Here is a 20872-nt window from a genome sequence, read left to right as displayed (position 1 = left end):
ATGCCTCCTTTCCGTTTTCAGGTAGCCTCAGCAGCCAGCGGGCAGCCGGGCTGTTGCTGGAAGAAGGCGCGCAGTGCGTCGATGTGCGCGCGCTGCTGCGGCTGCAAATCCTGACCGGCGGCGGCCAGATGCGCCGGCAGCGAGGGATCGCTGATGCCGGTGTCGCGCCCGCTCAGGGTTTCCACCACCGCCAGGCCGAGGAAGGGCGTGGTGGCCGGGTTGTAGCCGCCCTCGTGGGTGAACACCACCCGCCCGCCGCACAAGCGCTCGGCGGCATCCAGCACCATCTGCGTGAGGGTGCGGTAGCTGTCGGCATGCAGCATCATGCGCCCCAGCGGGTCTTCGATGCTGGAATCGAAACCGCAGGCCACCATGATCAAATCGGGGCGGAAGGCTTCCAGCGCCGGCAGCACAATCTGTTCAAACGCATACACATAAGCGCCGTGGCCGCAGCCGGGCATCAGCGGCAGATTCATGTTTTTGCCCAAGCCGGCGCCGGCGCCGACATCGGTGTGCGCGCCGCGGTTTTGCGGGAACCAGTTGTCTTGGTGCAGGGAAATCGCCAGCACGCGGCCTTCTTCCCAAAAACAGGATTCGGTGCCGTTGCCATGGTGCACGTCCCAGTCGATGATGGCCACGCGTTCGCAGCCGTTGTCCAGCGCCCAGGCGGCGGCCACCGCGGCATTGGAGAAAATGCAGAAACCGCCGCCGGCATCCGGCTCGGCATGGTGGCCGGGCGGACGGATCAGCGCATAGGCATTGTCGGCTTGGCCGGCCAGCACCGCTTTCACCGCGCTGATGGCGCCGCCGGCGGCTTTGCGGGCAATGTCAATCGAAGCGGCGCCGAAAGGCGATTCGGCGTCGGCCAGGCCGTTTTGGCCGCGCGCGGCCTCGGTTTTGGCCAGATAGTCGGCGGTGTGCACCCGCAGCAGGTCGGCATCTTCGGCATCCGCCGGCGCCACGCGCTGCAATTGGTCTAGCAGGCCGGACACCTCCAGCAGATTGCGGATGCGGCGCTTGGGTTCGGGCGATTCGTAGTGTTGCAAGGGCTGTACGGTAAGGCCGGGGCGGTAGAGGCCGGCGTAGGTGGACGTGTCGTGCCACATATACAGCTCGTGCCAGACAAAGGCGGTTTCGCGCATGGCGTTTCTCCTGTGTGATTTTGTTATGGACGGGCGCTGATGTCAGCCGCTTTATTTTTAAAACAAAACCCGTGTCGGCAAGAGGATATATTCGGACAGATTTGCGGTTTTTGCAGACAAAACCGGCCATTCAGGCTTTCAGGTAGCCTGCTGCGGTGCAGCAATAAAGCAGAAGGAGAAGCGGGAGAGCGGCCCGACCAATACGCGGGCGGGGCGGAAAATAAAAGGTTGATGCTGTCGGATTCCAGAATCCGACCGACGAAACCGATATCCGGCAAAAGTGGCGCTGGAAATATTGAGTGGAGTCGGATGTCGATATCCGACTATCGGGCTATCTGAAAACTATATACGCCGGTTGGCACCGCTTCTAACGGCCGTACCAGGCGGCGGGGCTGCTGCCGGTCCAGCGTTTGAAGGCGTGCTTGAAGGCGGCGGGGTCGGCAAAGCCCAAGGCGTCGGCAATCTGCGCCAGATTGTGCCGGCGGTCGTGCAGCAGCGCCACCGCTTCGTGCAGGCGAATGTCGTCGAGCAGGGTTTGGAAGGCGGTGCCGCATTTGCGCAGGTGGCGGTGCAGGGTGCGCTCGGTCATGTGCAATTCGGCCGCCACCGCCGGCATGGCGCTGTAGCGCTTCAAATCGCCGGCCATCAGGGTGCGCACCTTCAGCACCAAGGGCTGCATCAAGAGGGCGCCGATTTGCTGTTCGAGGGCGCGGCATTCGCGCAGGGTTTGTGCAAACACGCTGCTTTGGGCATAGGGCAGCGGCAGCGCCAATAATTCGGCGCTAAAGCACAGGGCGTCGGCCTCGCCACCCTGGTCGCGGTACTGGGTGGCAAAGGCGCTGCCGTCCACCGCGCCCAGGGTGGCGATGATTTGGCGGTAGGCTTCGGCGCACAGGCGCAGATGGAAGCGGAACAGCTCGGGGCGGCCGCGGTAGTGTTCAAAGCGCAGCTGCGCCTGGCCGCTGTCGGCGCAATGCAGCAGGCGGATGCCGAAATAGCTGCCCAGTTGCAGCGGAAACTGCAGCGCGGTGGCCAGCGCAGTGCCCAAATCGGCGCTGAGCAGCATCAAATAACCCAACAGGCCGTAATAGGAGAAATGCAGGTGGCGGCCCAAGCGGCAGCCCCATTCGGCGGCGTCGCCGGCGGCCACGCACTGCAAAAAGCAGTATTCTTCCAAATCGCGGCTGATGTAATTGAGTTCGCGGTAAAGCGGGTTTTGCGCCTGATAAGCGGCCACCGCCGAGCGCAACTGCGCCGCCTGCGGCCCCTCGCCCAGCAGCTCGGCCAAGCCTTCCAGCGCGCTGGCGCTGGTGGGCTGGCCCGAACCGTAACCGGCGAGCAGGTGGGCTTGGCTGTCGGCCAGGCAGTGCCAATCGGGCATGGGCGCTCCTTATTGCTTGGGCGGTGTCGGGCTTTCAGGTAGCCTGCGGCGGCTCTGAGGTGGCAGCATCGTCTGCGGCGGTGTTGGCAGCAGTGTGGCTTTCAAACCACTGGCGCACCACGGCATCCACTTCTTCAATGCCTTGTTTTTTCAGGCTGGAAAACAGCTGCACGCCTACTTCTTGCTGTTCGGTAAAGGGTTTTAACGCTTTCTTGACGGCAGACAAAGTTTTCATTTGCTCATTCTTGGATAATTTGTCCGCTTTCGACAGCAAGATGTGCACCGGCCGGCCGGTGAGGGCGAAAAAATCCAGCATACGCACATCCAGCTCTTTCAAAGGATGGCGCGCGTCCATGATCAGAATCAAGCCGATCAGCTGGCTGCGGGTTTGCAAATAGTCGCCCAGCAGCTTTACCCAATGGGTGCGTATGGCTTCCGGCACTTGGGCGTAGCCGTAACCGGGCAGGTCCACCATAAAGCCGCCGTTGGGCAGCTCGAAAAAGTTGATGTGCTGGGTGCGCCCCGGGGTTTTGGAAACAAAAGCCAGACGCGTGTGATTGGTCAGCGTGTTGATGGCGCTGGATTTGCCCGCATTGCTGCGGCCGACGAAAGCGATTTCCGCCGGCGTGTCGGGCAGGTCTTTTAAATGATTGACGGTGGTATAGAATTTTGCGTTTTGAAAAAGCGTCATGGCTGGAACAATTTGTGAAATTTGGTATAGAATACCACGTTTATGAAAATATCGGTTTAAATCGGGCAGGCCCGATTCATAGAGTATTGGGGGCGGAGTCAAGAATCAACGCCCTGATTTTAGGAGCATTTTAATGAAACGTACTACCTTGTTGGGCTTGGCGCTGGCCGCTTCCGGTTTCGCTCTGGCCGCCCCGCAGGCAGCCGACATCGCCAAAGGCAAAGAAATTGCCGAAACCGTGTGCGCCGCCTGCCATGGTGCGGACGGCAACACCTCGATCGCCATGTATCCGCGCTTGGCGGCGCAACACCCCGCCTATACCGTACAGCAAACTTTGGCCATCAAAGACGGCAGCCGCAATACCGGCGCCGCTGTGACCATGCGCCCGCTGGTGGAAAACCTGAGTGAGCAGGACATCGCCAACGTGGCCGCCTACTTTGCCACCCAGCTGCCGAAATCCGGCGAGGCCAACCCGAAAGAAAACCCCGAGCTGGGCGCCCGCATCTACCGCGGCGGTTTGGCTCAGAAAGGCCTGCCGGCCTGTATGTCTTGCCACGGCCCCAGCGGCGCCGGTATTCCGGGCAATGCGAAAGCGCAAGACGGCACCGTGGCCTACCCGCGCCTGGCCGGCCAGCACACCTCTTATGTGGTGGATCAACTCAACGCCTATCAAAGCGGCCGCCGCACCAACGCCATCATGGTGGACATCGCCAAACGCATGACACCGGAAGAAATGCAGGCCGTCGGCAATTTTATCCAAGGTTTGCACTAAACCCTGATGCCCAAACCGCCGTATCCGGCTTATGCGGATACGGCGGTTTTTGTATGCTTTTTTTCGGTTTGGCAAAGAGCCCAGGCTACCTGAAAACTTTTCGGCTCAGCCGCTACTGGCGTTGTCTGTTTTCAGGTAGCCTGAAACCTTTGTTGTTTCCTGTTGCAGAGCATCGGTAAGGGCAGGTGTAGAAACCAACTACGTTACTGACACCCACAGGTTGATAAAAATAAGCCTGTAATAGCTCAAAGGATATCTCCTACTTCAGGCTGCGGTGCGGCTTCACAGTATTGAAAAGTTGACGAAACGGCATGGCGCCTTCTGTCTGTGATCTGGGCTGCCAAATCTCCATTATCGTTCGGATGACTAGCTCTGTTTTTACCAAGGCCTCAGCCTCAAACATCAACTTGGCGTGTTTGCCGGTCGTCGAATCAATAAGCATCCCAATGCAGCCAGGCTTGATCAAAGCGCCGCGCGGCCAAATCCTCGCGGGCGATGAAGAACCGGCCGATGCCGCCGTCGCCCCACATCACGCTGCCGTATTCGCCGTCCACTTCCTGGCTGTCGAGCTGGAACAGGAGCACATCGTCTTTGCCTGCACGCGGGTCGTCTTGGATGAAATAGGGATAGCCCATGAGATGGCTTTCGTTTTGCAGGGCGACCTCGACGAAATGGCGTTTTGCCGCCTCACTGAGTGCCAGCCCCTGTGCCCAGTCATAGAACGATTGGCCGAAGATGGCAGTAAATTCATCATGTTCGGCAAACGGATAGTGTTCGGCAAGTGTGGCCTGCACCGCGTATTCGCCCGCCACCGGGTGATACCATTGCGGCGGAGCGTTGTCCCAACCCATGACATCCGCGTTGATTTCGCGGGCAATGGCCTGCGCTGCCGGATTGACTTTGCCCTGTTGTGCCAGATGCAAATAGCTGCGGCTGCCGCTGCTGATCTGCACCAGCAGCGCCGCTTTGCTTTGCGGGGGCTCGGCGAGAAGTTGCGCGCGTTCTTCCGCCCATAAGTGCGCCAGTTCGCCATCCTGCTCTGCCGCCACAAAGGCATCGTTTTCTTTCAGGTAGCCTGTCAAAAGCGCCGCAACTTCTGCCTCCTCATCTTCTTCTGCCAAGTCGAAGGCTTCTTCAAACGCGGAAAATTGTTTCAATAATTCCCCCACCGACGCCAGCGGATGCGCATCTTCGCCCAGCTCATACACCTGATCAAAATTGCGCACGGCATCCAGCGCGCTGGCCGGGGCTTCGCCTTCGGCAACAAAGCCTTGCGCCGCGAAACGGGTGGTCAGGCGCTCCATGCGCTCGGCGAGCATCTGCTGCTCCCGCGCCATAATCTCTTGCTGGCGGGCGAAATCGGCTTCGGCAAAGGTCTGGCGCATATGCTGCATCAGGGTGTCGATATGCCCTTCCAGCACCTGATCGAGATCAGCGGCGCTCATCACCCGCGCGGTCTGCGCTTCGGCGACGATGGCATCGATATTGGCTCGCAACGCGGGCAAGGCCTCGCGCCACAGGGCGGCGAGTTTGTCATTGCCATAAAAATCAATCAATTCCTGCTGCATTTGCCAATCGACTTCCAGCACTGCGCGCGGATCGTGCTGCCAGTATTGCCGCCAGCGCAAATCGCCGGTGGTGAGCATTTGCCGGGTCAGCACCTGGTGCACGTGCACGCTGTGTTCAATCTCCGCTTCGTCCATCTCGCTTTCTGCAAGCGTCCAATACATGCTGGCGGGATGATCGGTGAGACGAGTCGCCACATATTCCGCGGTTTGCGGCAGCACTTCCTCAAGCGCATAGGTAATGGCGGACCAATCGGCCGGGGCACCGTCTTCTGCTTCGTTGATGGTGCGCACGATGTCGGCGAGCGCAGGCAGCGCCGCTTTTTCTTTTTGCCACAGGCGGGTGAGCTTGGCATCGCCGCCTTTGGTCACCGCTTGCTCATGGCGCGTCAGCCATTCGGCAAGCATCTGTACCGGTTCTTCGCACCAGCGCGCCTGAAAAGCAAGTTGTTCTTCGGAAAGCGTTTCTTCTCCCGCTTCGGGAAAGGCGTGCGCTGGGAAAAGCTCGCGCTGCTGCTCGCGGGAAAGCGAGGGCGCGGTGGCGTCGGCAAAATAGACGGCGCGATAGCCGCTTGCCTCATCCATGCCGTAATTCCAGTGGAAGGGATTGATATAAAACGCCAGTATGCCTTCGTGCGGCAAATCGGGATGCGGCGGCAATTCGCCCAAATTGAATTGCGCCAGCAGCGACAACGGCTGTCCGTTTTCATTCTCCGGATAGGGCTGGTTTGCCGGCCAATAACCGAAGCCGCCGATGCGCGAGGCGGTGAGCGGCAAATCGTCTGTGGCACGGGTGAGTGTGAGCGAGAGCACGGGGCGGGCGTGTTGCACCAACTTGGCGATAAAATCGGCGGGCAAATGGGCTTGCAGGTGCTCGAGCATGGTTTTCTCCGGTGTTTATTTCCTATTGTTCAGTCTGTTTTGGTGGGAAATGATGCAGTTGGCTGACTGAGGTGGAGGCCATTATGCCATTGATGCTGGAGCAAATAGCGAATTTTCACCGGAGCGCTTCGAGTATCGTTCTGTCTGTATGGGCCATGCCGGCGGCGGTTTCCCGGTGCAGAAAGCCCAACGGCCCCGCAGAATATTGTGTTGTTTTCTGCAGGGCCGTTGGCCAAGGTGGGCGCTCTGGTTTTTATTTGTGCGCGGACGGGCGGTGATCCCGTCTCAGCCTGTTGGATTGTGTCTGGTGCAGGCCAAGCGGCTTTTCAGGTAGCCTCCAGTTCAATGAGGGCGTACCTTAAGGCGCATCCGACTGCTGTTCGGGGGCGGCCTGGATAAAGGCGGGGTGCCGGGCGGCGGTTTCGGCAATGCGGCAGATGCGGGGATAGGCGGATAAGTCGATTTGGAAACGGCGGGCGTTATACACCTGGGGAATCAGACAACAATCGGCCAGCGTGGGCGTGTCGCCGAAGCAGTAGGCGCCGCTGTCGCTGAGCGAGGCTTCCAAGGCGGTAAAACCTTTGTGCACCCAATGTGCGTACCAAGCCTGTTTGTGTGCGTCGTCCCAACCCTGTTGCACGAGGTATTGCAGCACGCGCGTATTGTTTAGCGGATGGATGTCGCAGGCGATGTGCTGGGCGAAGGCGCGCACGCGGGCGCGTTGCAGCGGGTCGTCCGGCAGCAGGGGCGGCTCGGGGTGGGTTTCTTCCAAGTATTCGATGATGGCCAGCGACTGTGCCAACACGGCGCCGTCTGCGGTCTGCCAAGCCGGCACCAGCTGTTGCGGATTGAGGGCGGTATAGGCGGGCAGCCGCTGTTCGCCGCCTTGGTTGAGCAGGTGGACAGGCACGCTGCGGTAAGTGAGGTTTTTCAGCGCCAAGGCAATCCGCACGCGGTAGGCGGCAGAGCTGCGGAAATAGGTGTAGAGCGTATCCATATTCAGGTAGCCTTCGTTGATGCGGGGGAAGCGCTGCTATTTCAGCAGAAATACACTTATCGGTAAAACAGTTTTTTGGGCGGTATTCATCGGCAAGATTGATAAATGGCCGCACCGCCGCTATGCTGGGCACCGAAAGGAACCGACCATGCACATCACCTTGCGCCAACTGCGTGCTTTTATTGCCGTTACCCAAACCGGCAGCTTCACCCAAGCGGCCGAATCGCTGCATCTGACCCAATCCGCCCTCAGCGGGCTGATTAAGGAGCTGGAAAACCACCTCGACGTGCGCCTGTTCGACCGCACCACCCGCCAGCTTTCCCTCTCCGCCATGGGTGCGCAGATTTATCCGATGGCCAGCCGCATCGTGCACGATGTGGACGCCATGCTCACCGAAATCGGCTACCTGAAAGACCTGCACCGGGGCGCGGTCAAGATTGCCGTTTCGCAACAGCTGGCCTCTTCGCTGATGCCCGCGGTGATGGCCGGCTTTGCTGCCGAACACGGCGACATCCGCGTGGGGCTGGAAGATTGTCCGGTGGAGCGGGTGCTCGACAGCGTGCGCACCGGCGAAGTGGATTTCGGCATCGGGCCTGAGCGCGAAAACAGCAGCGACATCCAAGCCGAGCGGCTGTTTTCGCTGCCGTTTTATTTGGTGTTGCCGGACGCACACCCGCTGGCGCGGCATCAAACAGTGCCTTGGCAGGCTTTGGTCGGCGAAACCCTGATTACCCTCAACGGCCCGTTTTCCGACTTGCTGGCCGCCGAATTGGGCGGCGACATCGGCCCCGTCATCAACAATGCGGCCCACCGCGTCAATCTGCTCTCCACTGCCGTCAGCATGGTGCATGCCGGCCTCGGTCTCACATTGTGTCTGCCGTTTGCCGCCAACCGCATCCGTCAATACGGCTTGCAGATGCGGCCCATGTGCGCACCCGTGCTCACCCGCTCGTTCTGCCTCTACCGCCGCAAAAACCGTGCCCTCTCGCCGGCCGCGGAGCACTTCCACGATTTTCTGTGCCGCAGTCTGCGGCAGCAAACCGCCGAATGGTCGGCCTGCGGCGAAACGGTCGGGCAGTAAGCAATCAAGGTCTCAGGTTTCAGGCCGCCAATGCGTTTTCAGGTAGCCTTAAGGCTACCTGAAAACGCAACACTCGCTACAAAAAGGCGATTTTTGGCAAAAAGCAGCTGCAAACGAGTGGCCAGTTTGCCTTAGCGATCGGGAAGAAAACCGCCGCTTTGGTGCGCCCACAATTTGGCATACAGGCCGTTTTTCGCCAGCAGTTCGCTGTGGCTGCCTTCCTCCACAATCCGCCCGTGGTCAAGCACGATCAGCCGGTCCATGGCGGCGATGGTGGAGAGGCGGTGGGCGATGGCGATCACGGTTTTGTCGGCCATCATCTTGTCCAAACTGTCCTGTATCGCCGCCTCCACTTCCGAATCCAGCGCGCTGGTGGCTTCGTCCAGCAGCAGAATCGGCGCGTCTTTCAGCATCACGCGGGCAATCGCAATGCGCTGGCGCTGGCCGCCGGAAAGTTTCACCCCGCGCTCGCCCACATGGGCGTCGTAGCCGGTGCGCCCTTTGGCGTCTTGCAGCTGCGGGATAAAACCGGCGGCTTCCGCCCGTTCGGCGGCCCGGATCATGTCCGCTTCGCTGGCCTGCGGGCGGCCGTACACAATGTTGTCGCGCACCGAGCGGTGCAGCAGGCTGGTGTCTTGGGTGACCAAGCCGATTTGCGCACGCAGACTTTCCTGGGTAACTTGATGGATGTTTTGCCCGTCGATGCAGATGCGTCCGCTTTGCGGCTCGTAAAAGCGCAGCAGCAAATTGATGATGGTCGATTTTCCGGCGCCGCTGCGGCCGATCAGACCCACTTTTTCGCCCGGTCGGATGCGCAGGTTGAAGCCCTCCAGCAACGGTTTGCCCGCTTCATAGGCGAAATCGAGGTTGTCAAAACAAATCTCGCCGCGCGACACCTGCAAAGGCAGGGCTTGCGGGTGGTCGAGAATGGTTTGCGGCTTGGACAAAGTGTTCATGCCGTCGTTGACCGTGCCGATGTTTTCAAACAGGCGGGCCGACTCCCACATAATCCATTGCGACAAGCCGTTGATGCGCAAAGCCATGGTAATCGCCACCGCAATCGCGCCGGCGCTCACCTGCCCCTGATGCCACAGCCACAGCCCCAAAGCGGCGGTGCCCAAAATCAGCGACACATTCACCGCATAGCTGCTTACCGACAGCAGGGTGGCCAGCCGCATCTGCGCGTGCACGGTGCCCAGGAATTCCTGCATCGATTCTTTGGCATAGGCCGCTTCGCGCGCGCCGTGGGAAAACAGCTTCACCGTGGTGATGTTGGCATAGGCGTCGGTGATGCGGCCGGTCATCAGCGAGCGCGCATCCGCTTGCCGCTGCGCAGTTTTCGACAGGCGCGGAATCAGCAGCCGCATCACGGTGGCAAACGCCGCCATCCACAGCAGAAACGGCAGCAGCAACCAGCCGTCGAGCGCAAACAGAATCACGCCGGAGCTGACAAAATACACCGTCACATACACCACCATGTCCGACAGCGTCATCACCGTGTCACGCACCGCCAATGCGGTCTGCATCACTTTGGCCGACACTCGGCCGGAAAATTCGTTTTGGTAAAACCCTAGGCTCTGGCCGAGCATCAGGCGGTGAAAGTTCCAGCGCAGGCGCATCGGAAATGCACCCTGCAAGGTTTGCAGCTGTATGCCGGAGGCCAGCAGACGCCAGCCGATGCTGAGCAGCAACACCGCCGCCATGCCGATGAGCAGGCTGCCTTTTTCCCGCCACAACTCGGCCGGCGGATATTGGTTGACCCAATCCACCAGCACGCCCATAAACTGAAACAGCAGGGCTTCGGTGATGCCGATGCCGGCCGAGAGCACGGCCAGCGCCAGCAGCCAGCCGCGCAGGCCGGCCAAATTGCTCCAGATAAAGCGCCACAAACCTTTCTCCGGGGTGACGGGAGCGGTATCGGGATAAGGATCGATGCGGTTTTCCAACCAACTGAACAGACGTTTCAACATATTGGCATTTCTTCTGTTTGAAGGGTTTTCAGGTAGCCTGCGGCATCCGGCGGCAGGCTACCTGAAAGATGGGCATATAGTGTAGCGCACGTCAGCAGGACCAATCAGAATTTTCTGCCGCGAAAGCCTGAGACCTTTGCAAAACCTCCATCTGCGGCACATTTCTGCGTTGTGCGTTTATGCCCTATGGGTACTGCTCGCTCACTTGCCTATCTGTATGATATGTCTGTCCCACAGGGATTCCTGACGTTCACGTTTGCTGCGCTGCTACGCCTTGAACGGCATCCACATCTGGAGGAGGTGCAAAGGTCTCAGCCTGCCTGTCTGCGCGCACGGCCTTCTGCGCTATAATGGCGTGCCTGCCGATTGTCTCTTGTGTCTTGCTTTTTGTCGATTCTTCCATGCCGCTGCGTAACCGATGGCTTTCCGCCCGCGTCTTGTCTACTTTGCCGCTGTTTTTCAGCGTCAGCGTGGCGGCGTGGGCGGTGTGGTATTGGCAGCAGCCGCAGCTGAATATGCCGCTGGTGTTGGGCATCATCGCCGGCGGTTTGGTGGATTTGGACAACCGGCTCACCGGCCGCATCAAAAACGTGGTCATCACCGTGGCCGCGTTTACCGTGTCGTCTTTGGCGGTGCAGTTGACCTTCGGCCATCCCTGGCTGTTCGGCGCGGTGATGACGGGGCTGACCTTTGTGTTCACCCTCGCCGGTGCCATCGGCCTGCGCTACCGCACCATCGCCTTCGGCACGCTGGTGGTGGCGCTCTATACCGTGCTGACCCACCACGAGCAGACGGTGTGGTATGTCAATCCGCTGCTGATTCTGTGCGGCACCCTGCTCTACAGCGCCTCCACTTTGCTGCTGCACCTGCTGTTTCCGCACCGTCCGGTGCAAAACAGCATGGCTTCGGCCTATACCGCGCTGGCCGCGTATCTGGATGCCAAATCGGTGTTTTTCGACCCCGACGAAACGGAAACGCTGGAGCAGCAGCAGATTGCCTTGGCCATGCAAAACGCCAAGGTGGTGGCCGCGTTCAACCTAGTGCGCAGCGCCCTGTTTTACCGCCTGCGCGGCCAACACCGCCATCCGCGCACCACGCGCATGCTGCATTATTATTTCGCCGCCCAAGACATTCACGAACGAATCAGTTCCAGCCATGTGGAGTACCACAGTTTTGTGGAAAATCTGCGCCACAGCGACTTGATTTTCCGCATCCAGCGGCTGCTCGAATGGCAGGCGCAAACCTGCCGCGATGTGGCCCACAGCCTGCGCCGCGACGGGCCGTTGCCCGACACCCAAAGGCTGGAGCGCGTGATGGCCGGCGTGCGCCAGTCGCTGCGCCTGCATATGGAACGCCATCCCGACAGCCGCAGCGAGCACGGCCTGCACCGGTTGTTGGACAATCTGCAAAGCGTGAACTACCAGCTCACCCATTTGGGCAATGCCGACGTGGATGCCGAATACGGCGACAACAGCGAGCGCAACCGCATTGCCGGCGAAGACGTACGCGGCTGGCGCTCGGTGGGGCGCACCGTGGCGGCGCACCTGAGTCTCGAATCGCCGGTGTTCCGCCATGCCGTGCGTTTGGCCATGGTGGTGTCGGTGTGCATCGCGCTGATTGAAAGTCTGCATCTGCCTTTGGGCTATTGGATTCTGCTCACTGCGGTGTTTGTGTGCCAGCCCAACTATTCGGCCACCAAATCCCGCCTCAAGCAGCGGGTGGTCGGCACCTTGGCGGGCGTATTAGTGGGCTCTTTGGTGCCCTATTTCACGCCTTCTCTGGAAACCCGGTTGGCGGTGGTGGTGGTGTCCAGCACGCTGTTTTTCTTTTTCCGCACCAATAAATACAGCTACTCCACCTTTTTCATCACCATTCAGGCCGTGGTCAGCTTCAGTATTGCCGGGCTGGATGTGGCCGAAGCCCTCCCGCTGCGCCTGCTCGACACCGTGATCGGTGCCGGCATTTCTTGGCTGGCGGTGTCTTTTCTGTGGCCCGATTGGCATTATCTGGGCTTGGAGCGCACCGGCGCACAGGCCTTGCGCAGCAGCGCAGGCTACCTGAACAGCATTCTCGACCAGCTGCGCCACGGCGGGGCCGACGACGTGGCCTACCGCAGCGTCCGCCGTCGCGCACACGAACACGCCGCCCAGCTGAGCAGCACCCTGTCCGATATGTCGGGCGAGCCGGCCAAATACGGCGACCAACTGCAAAACGGCTTCATTCTGCTGAAAACCAACTACGCCCTTATCGGCTATATTTCCGCCCTCGGCGCCTACCGCAGCCAAATGCCGGCCGACAGCCGCGACGAAACTTTCCTGCCCGATTTTTTCCGCGCCGCCGCTCAAACCGCCGCCCTGCTGCGCCGCCTGCCCGAACTGCCGCCGGAAGACTTTGCCGGGCAGGCCGAAGCCCTGCGCGGAAGTTTGCTTGCCCTGCGGCCGGCAGACGACGAACGCCAAAACAGCATTCTTTGGCAGCAGCTCAACCGCATCGCCCGCCTGCTGCCTACCGCCTATCAGGCGTTGCACGATGCCGGCCGCACCGAAAGCCCGCCACAAAATCCTTTACCCCGTTCCGATAGCATGCTTTAATCCCGCCACGAAACAGGGGTGCCGTTACCCGCGGCTGAGAGTCACCCTTAGAGCGGCCTGCCTGCTCTTACACCCGATCAAGATAATGCTTGCGTGGGGAGTTTTGCCAAGGATTCTTTCAGGTAGCCTGATGCTTCAGGCTGCTTCCCCCGCCCCGGCTCCTGTTTCCGTTACCCACCGACAGGAGCATTTTTATGGCCACCAAAACCACCGGCAACGAAGCCAGCCAACTTGAGCAGCTTTCCCACGATTTGGGCATCCAGTTTGCCTATCCCAATTCCACCAAAGTCTATTTGCAAGGCAGCCGCGCCGACATCCGCGTGCCGCTGCGCGAAATCGCCCAAGACGATACCGTCACCGACCAAGGCCGCGAGCCCAACCCGCCGATTCCGGTGTACGACACCAGCGGCGTGTACGGCGATCCCTCGGCCAAAATCGACCTCAAACAAGGCCTGCCCGACGTGCGCAGCGCTTGGATAGCCGAGCGCTGCGACACCGAAATCCTGCCCGGTTTATCCAGCGAATACGGTCTCGAACGCGCCCACGACCCCAAAACCGCCCACCTGCGTTTCAACCAAATCACCCAACCGCACCGTGCCAAAGCCGGCAAAAACGTGACCCAAATGCACTATGCCCGCCAAGGCATCATCACGCCGGAGATGGAGTTTGTCGCCCTGCGCGAGCGCATGAAAATGGAAGAAATCTGGCGCGACCCGCGTTACGCCAAAATCATCAAGCAGCACCCCGGCGAAGCCTTCGGCGCGAACCTGCCCACCCATCCCGACCAAATCACGCCCGAGTTTGTGCGCAGCGAAGTGGCCGCCGGCCGCGCGATTATCCCTGCCAATATCAACCACCCCGAATTGGAACCGATGATCATCGGCCGCAATTTCCGCGTCAAAATCAACGGCAATTTGGGTAATTCCGCCGTGACTTCCTCGCTCACCGAAGAAGTGGAAAAAATGGTGTGGTCGCTGCGCTGGGGTGCCGACACGATCATGGATTTGTCCACCGGCGCGCACATTCACGAAACGCGAGAATGGATTATCCGCAACGCGCCCGTGCCCATCGGCACCGTGCCGATTTACCAGGCGCTAGAAAAAACCGGCGGCATCGCCGAAGATTTAACGTGGGGTTTGTTCCGCGACACCTTAATCGAGCAGGCCGAACAGGGCGTGGATTATTTCACCATCCATGCCGGCGTGCTGCTGCGCTATGTGCCGCTGACGGCCGAGCGCATCACTGGCATCGTGTCGCGCGGCGGCTCGATTATGGCGAAATGGTGTTTGGCCCACCATCAGGAAAACTTCCTCTACACCCATTTCGACGAAATCTGCGAAATCATGAAGGCTTACGACGTGTCGTTCAGCCTCGGCGACGGCCTGCGTCCCGGTTGCGTGGCCGATTCCAACGATGCCGCCCAGTTCGGCGAACTGCACACGCTGGGCGAACTGACCGCCAAAGCGTGGCAGCACGACGTGCAAGTGATGATCGAAGGCCCCGGCCATGTGCCGCTGCAACGTGTGAAACAAAACATGACCGAAGAGCTGCAACACTGCTTTGAAGCGCCGTTCTACACGCTCGGTCCCTTGGTCACCGACATCGCCCCCGGCTACGACCACATCACTTCCGGCATCGGCGCGGCCAATATCGGCTGGTACGGCACGGCCATGCTGTGTTACGTCACCCCGAAAGAGCATTTGGGTCTGCCCGACAAAGAAGACGTGCGCACCGGCATCATCACCTACAAGTTGGCCGCCCACGCCGCCGACTTGGCCAAAGGCTGGCCGGGCGCACAGTTGCGCGACAACGCCTTATCCAAAGCCCGCTTTGAATTCCGCTGGCGCGACCAATTCCGCCTCGGCCTCGACCCCGAACGCGCCGAAAGCTACCACGACGCCACCCTGCCGGCCGAAGGCGCGAAAATCGCCCACTTCTGCTCGATGTGCGGCCCCAAATTCTGCTCGATGAAAATCACGCAGGAAGTGCGCGACTACGCCGCCGCACAAAAAGGTATGGCAGAAAAAGCGATTGAGTTTGTGAAAACCGGCGCCAAGATTTACAGCTAAAACGGCTGCCGAACAGCCAACAGGCTACCTGAAAACGTTAGCGACGCAGAAATTCGCGTGGCTTGTTTTCAGGTAGCCTGTTTTTTAAAGCCGAGTGGCTGAATGATCCCTCAGGCTGATTCGCCTTGCAGTTCGGCATTCACCATCCATGGGGTGCCGAAGCGGTCGGTGACGATGCCAAAGCCTTTGGCCCAGAAGGTTTCGGCAAACGGCATGCGCACCTGCCCGCCTGCGGCCAGCGCGTTGAAGATGCGCTCGCCCTCGGCCAGGGTGTCCACATCTATGGCTACCTGAAAACCCTGCATGGGCTGAAAGCCGCCTTCGCTGCAAAAGGCGGGCAGGCTGTCGCTGGCAGAGAACAAGAGTTTGCCGTCTTTCGTCAGAGCGCTGTTCGCCACTTTGCTTTTATCGGCCTCGGACAGCGGCGCCATGTCCGGCTCCGGCGGCATCTCGGCATAACGCATGAGTTGTGCTTCGGCGCCGAGCAGTTCGGCGTAGAAGGTCATGGCCTCGGCGCAGTTGCCGTTGAAATAAAGATAGGGGCTGAGTTGCATGGGGTTCTCCTTGCGTGAATGCGCTATTGGCGCGGATGAAGATCGCCCAGATTCTGCCGCAAATCGCTGTGCGGCATTTGTCACGGATTGCGCTGGCGCAGGTAGTCAAACAGCAGTTTGGGTAGGTTGACGGTGATCGGCGGGTCGCTGGGGCGCAGCGGGCGGAAGGCTAAATCGAGCGTTTGCGGTGCGGGCAGCGGGAAGGTGATGGGTTCGGGATGCAGGGCGCGCAGGCAGTGGTCGAGGCGGAAGAAATCCAGCAGGTTGAGGCTGGGGCGCATTTCGCAGCCGAGCAGGTGGTAGCGGCCGTCGGGCATGTGGTCGATGACAAAGCGGCGGGTGTGAAACAGCGCCCGCCCCAGTACCGGCACGCCGCGCGGAATCGGCTCGGGAAACAGCCCGACAAACACCAGCGGTGCCAGCCCCTCGCCCTGTATTTCCACGCTGAGCGCATGCGTTTGCGGGTGGGCAGCGGGGTCGAAGCCGTGGTAGGGCAGCACCCGGGCGCCGCCGTCATGCAGCGCTTGCCGCAAGGTGGCGCTGAAGGTGGCGGCCTGTGCGCGGTAGTCGCGCGGGCTTTGCCCGGTATGGGCGCGAAAGCGGTGCGCATAGGTGGCGGCGCTGGCATGACCGGCCTCCAGTTGCGAGGCAATCACTGGCTGGCCTTGTACCAGCGGGGCAATGCCCTGCTCGATTTTCAGCGCGGCGATATAGTCGCGCAGCGACAGCCCGGTGTGGGCGCGAAACCAGCGGCTCAGGGCGAAGCGGTTGACCCTGAAATGCGCGGCAATCTGCGCCGGCGTGGGGTCTTGGTGCAAATGCGCGCGGATATGGGCGGTAACGGCATCAATGGTCTCGGGAGGCAGCATGGTCAAGCCTGATTCGGACAAGAAAAGCGACGCCGCACCGTAACACCGAACGGCCGCCGCTTTCAAGCCGAAACGGCGGCAGCTTCCCTATGGGGCGTTTCAGGTAGCCTGCCGCCTGCTGCGGGATGCCGGGCAAGCGGCTGAAAGTTTTTGTAAAAATACGTGAGGCGGGTATAATTCGGCGTTTTGCGGCCGTCCGTTTGCGGCCGTCCGTTTGATTTCCGTTTTGAGCCTGCCCTGCTTCCGCCATGCCGCTGCTTTCCATCGAATTTGCCGTTTTTTTTCTCTGCTTCTTTCCCCTCTATTGGCTGCTGCGCGCTTCGCCGCGCGGGCAGAATTATCTGCTGCTGGCGGCGGGCTTGGGCTGGCTGTTTCATCTGCATTGGGGCTTTGCTGCGGCGGTGGTGGTGTTTTCGCTGGCGGTGACGGTGGCGGCGGCCGGGCTGTCGCAGGCGGTGCGGCCGCGGGCGCGGCAGGGCTGGTTGGCCGGCGGGGTGGGCTTGGCGCTTGTGAATCTGGCGTTTTTCAAGTATTTCGATTTCTTCCGTCCGGCTTTGCAGCAGTGGTTGCACGGGCCGGTGGCCGATCTGCTGCTGCCTTTGGGCATTTCTTATTACACCTTTCAGGCGGTGGCCTATCTGGTGTCGCTTTACCGGCGCGAAGACGTGAAGCTGAAATGGCGTGATCTGCTGCTGCACCTGAGTTTTTTTCCCACCATTACTTCGGGCCCGATTGCGCGGGCAGGCTACCTGAAAAGCCTGGAAGGCACGCATCCGGGCATGGCCGGGCAGATTCAAACCGATACGCCGCGCCGCATTCTGTATCCGGCGCTGGCGGTGTCGCTGGTGGTGTTGGGCATCACCAAAAAATGGTGGCTGGCCGGTTCGCTGGCCGGCGGCTGGGTGGACCCGGTGTTTGAAAACCCGATGCAGTACGATGCGCTGGCGGTGCTGACTGCGATGTACGGCTATACGGTGCAGCTGTTTCTGGATTTCTCCGGCTACACCGATTTGGTAATCGGCATGGCCATGCTGCTCGGTTTCCGTTTGCCGCAAAACTTCATGATGCCGCTGCGCGCCTTCAATATCCGCGATTTTTGGGACCGCTGGCACATCACGCTCTCCACTTGGATCCGCGACTACATTTATATCCCGCTCGGCGGCAGCCGCCACGGCTTTGTGCGCACCCAGTTCAACCTGATGGCGGCCATGCTGTTGTCGGGCATTTGGCACGGCCAGGGCTGGAACTTTCTGCTGTGGGGCTTTTTGCACGGCGCGGCGCTGGTGCTGCTCAATATCGGCGACCGCATTGCGGGCAAACGGGAGTGGCTGGCCTCGTCGTCGCGCTGGGGCAAGGCGCTGGGCGTGCTGGTCACGGTGAACTTCGTCTGCTTCGCCTTTGTGGTGTTCCGCACCGCCAGTTTGGAGGAAGCCGGCCTGATGTTCCGCGCCCTGCTGGGCAATGAGTTGGGCTGGCGGCCGGCCGATTTGGGCACCGTGGCCGTCTTGGCGCTGATGGTGTTGGCGCTGCTGTTTTACGGCAGTCTTGCCCGCCTGTTCCAAGGTGCGGTGCGCCTGTTGGAACGCCTGCCGCTGTGGTTGTGGCCGCTGCCGCTGGCCGCCGCCCTGTGGCTGCTGATGGTATTGGCGCCGTCCGGCATCCCCGGCTTTATCTACGCCAATTTCTGATCCGGCCGAAATAACCGACACCCAAGTCTTTCAGGTAGCCTGAACCGCACCGTCACCATCCGCCGTTATATGGACATAAGGAACACGGCATGAAACCGCACCAAGCCAAACGCAAAGCCAACCGCCACAAATACAGCAAATCTGCGCCCCGGCCGGCCGCGCCCGCTCCAGTTGCCGTCCGCGCAGCTGCCCAAGCGGACAAGCACGTGCCGGAGTTGCCGGCCAAGCCGCATATTCCGGTGCGCCAGCCCAAGCCGCAGCCGCCCGCTGCCTTGGCCGAGAAACCCCAACCCCGCCGTTATGCTTGGGGGCTGGCGGCGGTGATGTTGTGTACCGCCTTGCTCACGGTATGGTTCAGCCAGCAGTCGATCAACGCTTACTGGCAGCAAACCTACCACCGCGCCAGCCCGCTGGAAATGTTGAACCGCTACGCCTGGTGGCAGAGCGGCGCGCGGCTGCAAACGGCGGCCAACGAGCGTTATCAGGCGCTGGCCGATTGGTTTGCCGGACACAACGAGCGCTGGCGGCCGCCGCCCGCGCCCGCAGCCAAGCCGGGCGTTCAGGTAGCCCTTGCGCACGCCGTACCGCTCGAACAAGCGAATGTTAAGCCGCCGTCAGAGACGGTAAAACCGCTTGCCGCCGAGCAACGTGCGCCTGATAAAGTGCGCCTCACGGCCGGCGACAAGGTGTTTTTTGCCGGCGATTCCATGATGGAAGGCATCGCACCCCACCTGCAAAGACGGCTGCGCAGCGAATACGGCATCCAGTCGGTCAACCTCAGCCGCCAAAGCACCGGTTTGTCGTATCCGCAGTTTTTCGATTGGCCCGCCGTGATTGAAAAACAGTTGCAGGACGACCCCGACATCAAACTGCTGGTGGTGTTTCTCGGCCCCAACGACCCGTGGGATTTTCCCAATCCGCAGCAGCCCGGCAGCGGCTACCTGAAATTCCAAAGCCCCGAATGGGAGCAGGTGTACCGCCAGCGCATCGACCGCATCGTCCAAGCCGCCCGCCGCGCCGACGTGCAATTGGTTTGGCTGGGCATCCCGCTGATGAAGGGCAGCAAGCTGAACACCCAAATGCGCTACCTCGACGGCATCATGGCCAGCGAATTGCAGGGCAAAGCCATCTGGCTGCCCACCGACCGCCTGCTCGGCGGCAGCGAGAACGGCGAATACCGCGACAGCATAGAACTGGACGGCCGTTCCGTGCGCGTGCGCAGCAAAGACGGCATCCACTTCACGCTGAAAGGCCAGCAGTTCTTGGCCGACCACCTCGCCGCCTACATCGAATACCGCGCACCCGAGCCGGTGGCCGCCGCCGCTGTGCCCGCAGCCGTACCACACACACCCTAAGTCAAAATTAAAGGAAAAATTATGTTGTTGCACACAGGCAGAAAGGCCGCCCTGATGCTGGCCTGCCTGCTGAGCTGCCAAGCCTGCGGCGCCGACCCCACTCCCCAGGCCCAAGCTGCCCAACTCACCAACTACGGCACTTGGCAGCCGGTTTGGTTGGACAAGCTGGATCGCCTCAACCGCGGCGAAAACGTGAAATTCCGCATCCTGCAGGTGGGCGATTCGCACACCGCCGGCGATCACTTCACCCACGAGCTGCGCCAGCGCCTGCAGCAGAAATGGGGCGACGGCGGCATCGGCTGGGTGTATCCGCACGCCGTCAGCGGCCAGCGCAACGCCCAAGTTTTGCACAGCGGCAGCGGTTGGCAGCTGCTCAGCAGCCGCAAAGACCGCGCCGACTTCCCCTTTGGCGGCATCCTGTCCCGTTCCGGTAACGGCGGTCGCGTTACCGTGTCGCCGCGCCAGCCGGTCAGCGGCGAACAGCGCATCACCATCACTGCCCGCCCCGTGTTTGCCGACCAAGCCCTGACCGTCAGCGACGGCCAAGGCCAAACCGCGGCCGCCCTGCCCAATTTGGGCAGCAATGCTTGGCAGTATTTTTCTTTCCACGCCAGCCTGCCGCTGAGCTACCGCGCGCAAGCGGGCGATATTTGGGAAATCGGCCACATCAATATCGAAAACGACCGCCCCGGGGTGGTGGTGTCGGCCATGGGCATCAACGGGGCGCAGCTGACACAATGGAGCGGCTGGCGCAGCGACTGGCCGCAGGATTTATCGGCCACCCAGGCCGATTTGGTGATTTTGGCCTACGGTACCAACGAGGCGTTCAACAACCGCATCGACATCGCCCAAACCAAGGAAGAATGGGCGTTTGCCATCCGCCGCATCCGCGAAGCCCTGCCCGGCGCGGGTATTTTGATTGTGGGTGCGCCGGAGTCGCTGCGCGGCAAGCAGGGCCGGTGCGGCACCCGTCCGGCGCCGTTGGATGCGGTCCAACAGATGCAACGCGAAGTGGCCCAGCAGGAGCAGATTTTCTTTTGGTCTTGGCAGGAAGCCATGGGCGGCCCTTGCAGCATGAAAAGCTGGATCGGCCAAGGGCTGGGCGCCCGTGACGGCGTCCACTTCACTGCCCAAGGCTATCAAAAGGCCGCGGGCCAATTGGCCGAAGACATCATCGCTTTGGTGAAATAAACCATTCGGGCGGACCGGTTTTCAGGTAGCCTCGGCGGCCGGCAGGCAGCGGGGGAAATCGGTTACAATAGCCG

General features: G+C 60.9%; 15 protein-coding genes and 1 pseudogene. 7 read left to right on the top strand and 9 right to left on the bottom strand.

The window, feature by feature from the left end; all coding sequences use genetic code 11:
• Positions 1-17: 17 nt before the first annotated feature.
• The 3 genes from H3L94_RS11475 to yihA form a co-directional block, all read right to left on the bottom strand.
• Positions 18-1142 (bottom strand): class II histone deacetylase, encoded by a 1125-nt coding sequence (locus tag H3L94_RS11475; protein WP_182122091.1) that lies wholly within the window; start codon positions 1140-1142, stop codon positions 18-20.
• Between the two features lie 367 nt (positions 1143-1509).
• Complete coding sequence (locus tag H3L94_RS11470; protein ID WP_182122090.1) at positions 1510-2523, bottom strand: helix-turn-helix transcriptional regulator; 1014 nt, start codon at positions 2521-2523, stop codon at positions 1510-1512.
• Positions 2524-2557: 34 nt separating this feature from the next.
• On the bottom strand, positions 2558-3214 hold the full coding sequence (gene yihA / locus H3L94_RS11465) for a ribosome biogenesis GTP-binding protein YihA/YsxC (RefSeq protein WP_182122089.1): 657 nt from the start codon (positions 3212-3214) through the stop codon (positions 2558-2560).
• A 133-nt stretch (positions 3215-3347) separates the two neighbouring features.
• Between yihA and H3L94_RS11460 the strand changes: the two genes are divergently transcribed.
• Positions 3348-3986 carry a c-type cytochrome gene (locus H3L94_RS11460; RefSeq protein ID WP_009120081.1) on the top strand — a complete coding sequence of 213 codons (639 nt, stop codon included), beginning with the start codon at positions 3348-3350 and terminating at the stop codon, positions 3984-3986.
• Positions 3987-4098: 112 nt separating this feature from the next.
• Here H3L94_RS11460 and H3L94_RS13105 read toward each other — a convergent pair.
• The 3 genes and pseudogenes from H3L94_RS13105 to maiA form a co-directional block, all read right to left on the bottom strand.
• A pseudogene (locus H3L94_RS13105) lies at positions 4099-4365 on the bottom strand (hypothetical protein); the annotation flags it as partial.
• Between the two features lie 52 nt (positions 4366-4417).
• Positions 4418-6433, bottom strand: a complete 2016-nt coding sequence (locus H3L94_RS11455) for a DUF1963 domain-containing protein (RefSeq protein ID WP_182122088.1) — start codon at positions 6431-6433, stop codon at positions 4418-4420.
• Positions 6434-6791: 358 nt separating this feature from the next.
• Positions 6792-7430 (bottom strand): maleylacetoacetate isomerase, encoded by a 639-nt coding sequence (maiA, locus tag H3L94_RS11450; RefSeq protein WP_182122087.1) that lies wholly within the window; start codon positions 7428-7430, stop codon positions 6792-6794.
• A gap of 148 nt (positions 7431-7578) precedes the next feature.
• Between maiA and H3L94_RS11445 the strand changes: the two genes are divergently transcribed.
• Positions 7579-8511 carry a LysR family transcriptional regulator gene (locus tag H3L94_RS11445; protein WP_244958768.1) on the top strand — a complete coding sequence of 311 codons (933 nt, stop codon included), beginning with the start codon at positions 7579-7581 and terminating at the stop codon, positions 8509-8511.
• 131 nt (positions 8512-8642) lie between these two features.
• Here the strand turns inward: H3L94_RS11445 and H3L94_RS11440 are convergent, their stop codons facing one another.
• The gene (locus H3L94_RS11440) at positions 8643-10481 is read right to left on the bottom strand and encodes an ABC transporter ATP-binding protein (protein WP_182122086.1); all 1839 of its coding nucleotides are present in this window, start codon (positions 10479-10481) and stop codon (positions 8643-8645) included.
• Between the two features lie 401 nt (positions 10482-10882).
• Here H3L94_RS11440 and yccS point away from each other — a divergent pair, with 401 nt between their 5' ends.
• Positions 10883-13072, top strand: a complete 2190-nt coding sequence (yccS, locus tag H3L94_RS11435; RefSeq protein ID WP_182122085.1) for a YccS family putative transporter — start codon at positions 10883-10885, stop codon at positions 13070-13072.
• Between the two features lie 194 nt (positions 13073-13266).
• Complete coding sequence (gene thiC, locus H3L94_RS11430) at positions 13267-15141, top strand: phosphomethylpyrimidine synthase ThiC (RefSeq protein ID WP_244958767.1); 1875 nt, start codon at positions 13267-13269, stop codon at positions 15139-15141.
• A 110-nt stretch (positions 15142-15251) separates the two neighbouring features.
• Here the strand turns inward: thiC and H3L94_RS11425 are convergent, their stop codons facing one another.
• The gene (locus tag H3L94_RS11425; RefSeq protein ID WP_182122084.1) at positions 15252-15695 is read right to left on the bottom strand and encodes a VOC family protein; all 444 of its coding nucleotides are present in this window, start codon (positions 15693-15695) and stop codon (positions 15252-15254) included.
• A gap of 80 nt (positions 15696-15775) precedes the next feature.
• Entirely contained in the window at positions 15776-16564 is a 789-nt protein-coding gene (locus H3L94_RS11420) for a helix-turn-helix transcriptional regulator (RefSeq protein ID WP_182122083.1), read from the bottom strand.
• Positions 16565-16812: 248 nt separating this feature from the next.
• Here H3L94_RS11420 and H3L94_RS11415 point away from each other — a divergent pair, with 248 nt between their 5' ends.
• From H3L94_RS11415 to H3L94_RS11405, 3 genes are all read left to right on the top strand, one after another.
• Positions 16813-18252, top strand: a complete 1440-nt coding sequence (locus tag H3L94_RS11415; protein WP_182122082.1) for an MBOAT family O-acyltransferase — start codon at positions 16813-16815, stop codon at positions 18250-18252.
• Between the two features lie 323 nt (positions 18253-18575).
• Positions 18576-19607, top strand: a complete 1032-nt coding sequence (locus H3L94_RS11410) for an SGNH/GDSL hydrolase family protein (protein ID WP_244958906.1) — start codon at positions 18576-18578, stop codon at positions 19605-19607.
• A 21-nt stretch (positions 19608-19628) separates the two neighbouring features.
• Complete coding sequence (locus H3L94_RS11405) at positions 19629-20798, top strand: GDSL-type esterase/lipase family protein (protein WP_182122080.1); 1170 nt, start codon at positions 19629-19631, stop codon at positions 20796-20798.
• Positions 20799-20872: the final 74 nt, after the last annotated feature.

Source organism: Neisseria shayeganii, from assembly GCF_014054965.1.
Classification (GTDB): Bacteria; Pseudomonadota; Gammaproteobacteria; order Burkholderiales; family Neisseriaceae; genus Eikenella; species Eikenella shayeganii.
This window is presented reverse-complemented; position numbering and strand designations above follow the sequence as displayed.

Excerpts from the sequence above, each read along its gene's own strand:
- H3L94_RS11425 (WP_182122084.1), bottom strand. The coding sequence starts at position 15,695 with ATGCAACTCAGCCCCTATCTTTATTTCAACGGCAACTGCGCCGAGGCC.
- H3L94_RS11460 (WP_009120081.1), top strand. The coding sequence starts at position 3,348 with ATGAAACGTACTACCTTGTTGGGCTTGGCGCTGGCCGCTTCCGGTTTC.
- H3L94_RS11410 (WP_244958906.1), top strand. The coding sequence starts at position 18,576 with ATGTTGTGTACCGCCTTGCTCACGGTATGGTTCAGCCAGCAGTCGATC.
- H3L94_RS11470 (WP_182122090.1), bottom strand. The coding sequence starts at position 2,523 with ATGCCCGATTGGCACTGCCTGGCCGACAGCCAAGCCCACCTGCTCGCC.
- H3L94_RS11475 (WP_182122091.1), bottom strand. The coding sequence starts at position 1,142 with ATGCGCGAAACCGCCTTTGTCTGGCACGAGCTGTATATGTGGCACGAC.
- H3L94_RS11415 (WP_182122082.1), top strand. The coding sequence starts at position 16,813 with ATGCCGCTGCTTTCCATCGAATTTGCCGTTTTTTTTCTCTGCTTCTTT.
- H3L94_RS11445 (WP_244958768.1), top strand. The coding sequence starts at position 7,579 with ATGCACATCACCTTGCGCCAACTGCGTGCTTTTATTGCCGTTACCCAA.
- H3L94_RS11455 (WP_182122088.1), bottom strand. The coding sequence starts at position 6,433 with ATGCTCGAGCACCTGCAAGCCCATTTGCCCGCCGATTTTATCGCCAAG.
- H3L94_RS11420 (WP_182122083.1), bottom strand. The coding sequence starts at position 16,564 with ATGCTGCCTCCCGAGACCATTGATGCCGTTACCGCCCATATCCGCGCG.
- yihA (WP_182122089.1), bottom strand. The coding sequence starts at position 3,214 with ATGACGCTTTTTCAAAACGCAAAATTCTATACCACCGTCAATCATTTA.
- H3L94_RS11405 (WP_182122080.1), top strand. The coding sequence starts at position 19,629 with ATGTTGTTGCACACAGGCAGAAAGGCCGCCCTGATGCTGGCCTGCCTG.
- thiC (WP_244958767.1), top strand. The coding sequence starts at position 13,267 with ATGGCCACCAAAACCACCGGCAACGAAGCCAGCCAACTTGAGCAGCTT.
- maiA (WP_182122087.1), bottom strand. The coding sequence starts at position 7,430 with ATGGATACGCTCTACACCTATTTCCGCAGCTCTGCCGCCTACCGCGTG.
- H3L94_RS11440 (WP_182122086.1), bottom strand. The coding sequence starts at position 10,481 with ATGTTGAAACGTCTGTTCAGTTGGTTGGAAAACCGCATCGATCCTTAT.
- yccS (WP_182122085.1), top strand. The coding sequence starts at position 10,883 with ATGCCGCTGCGTAACCGATGGCTTTCCGCCCGCGTCTTGTCTACTTTG.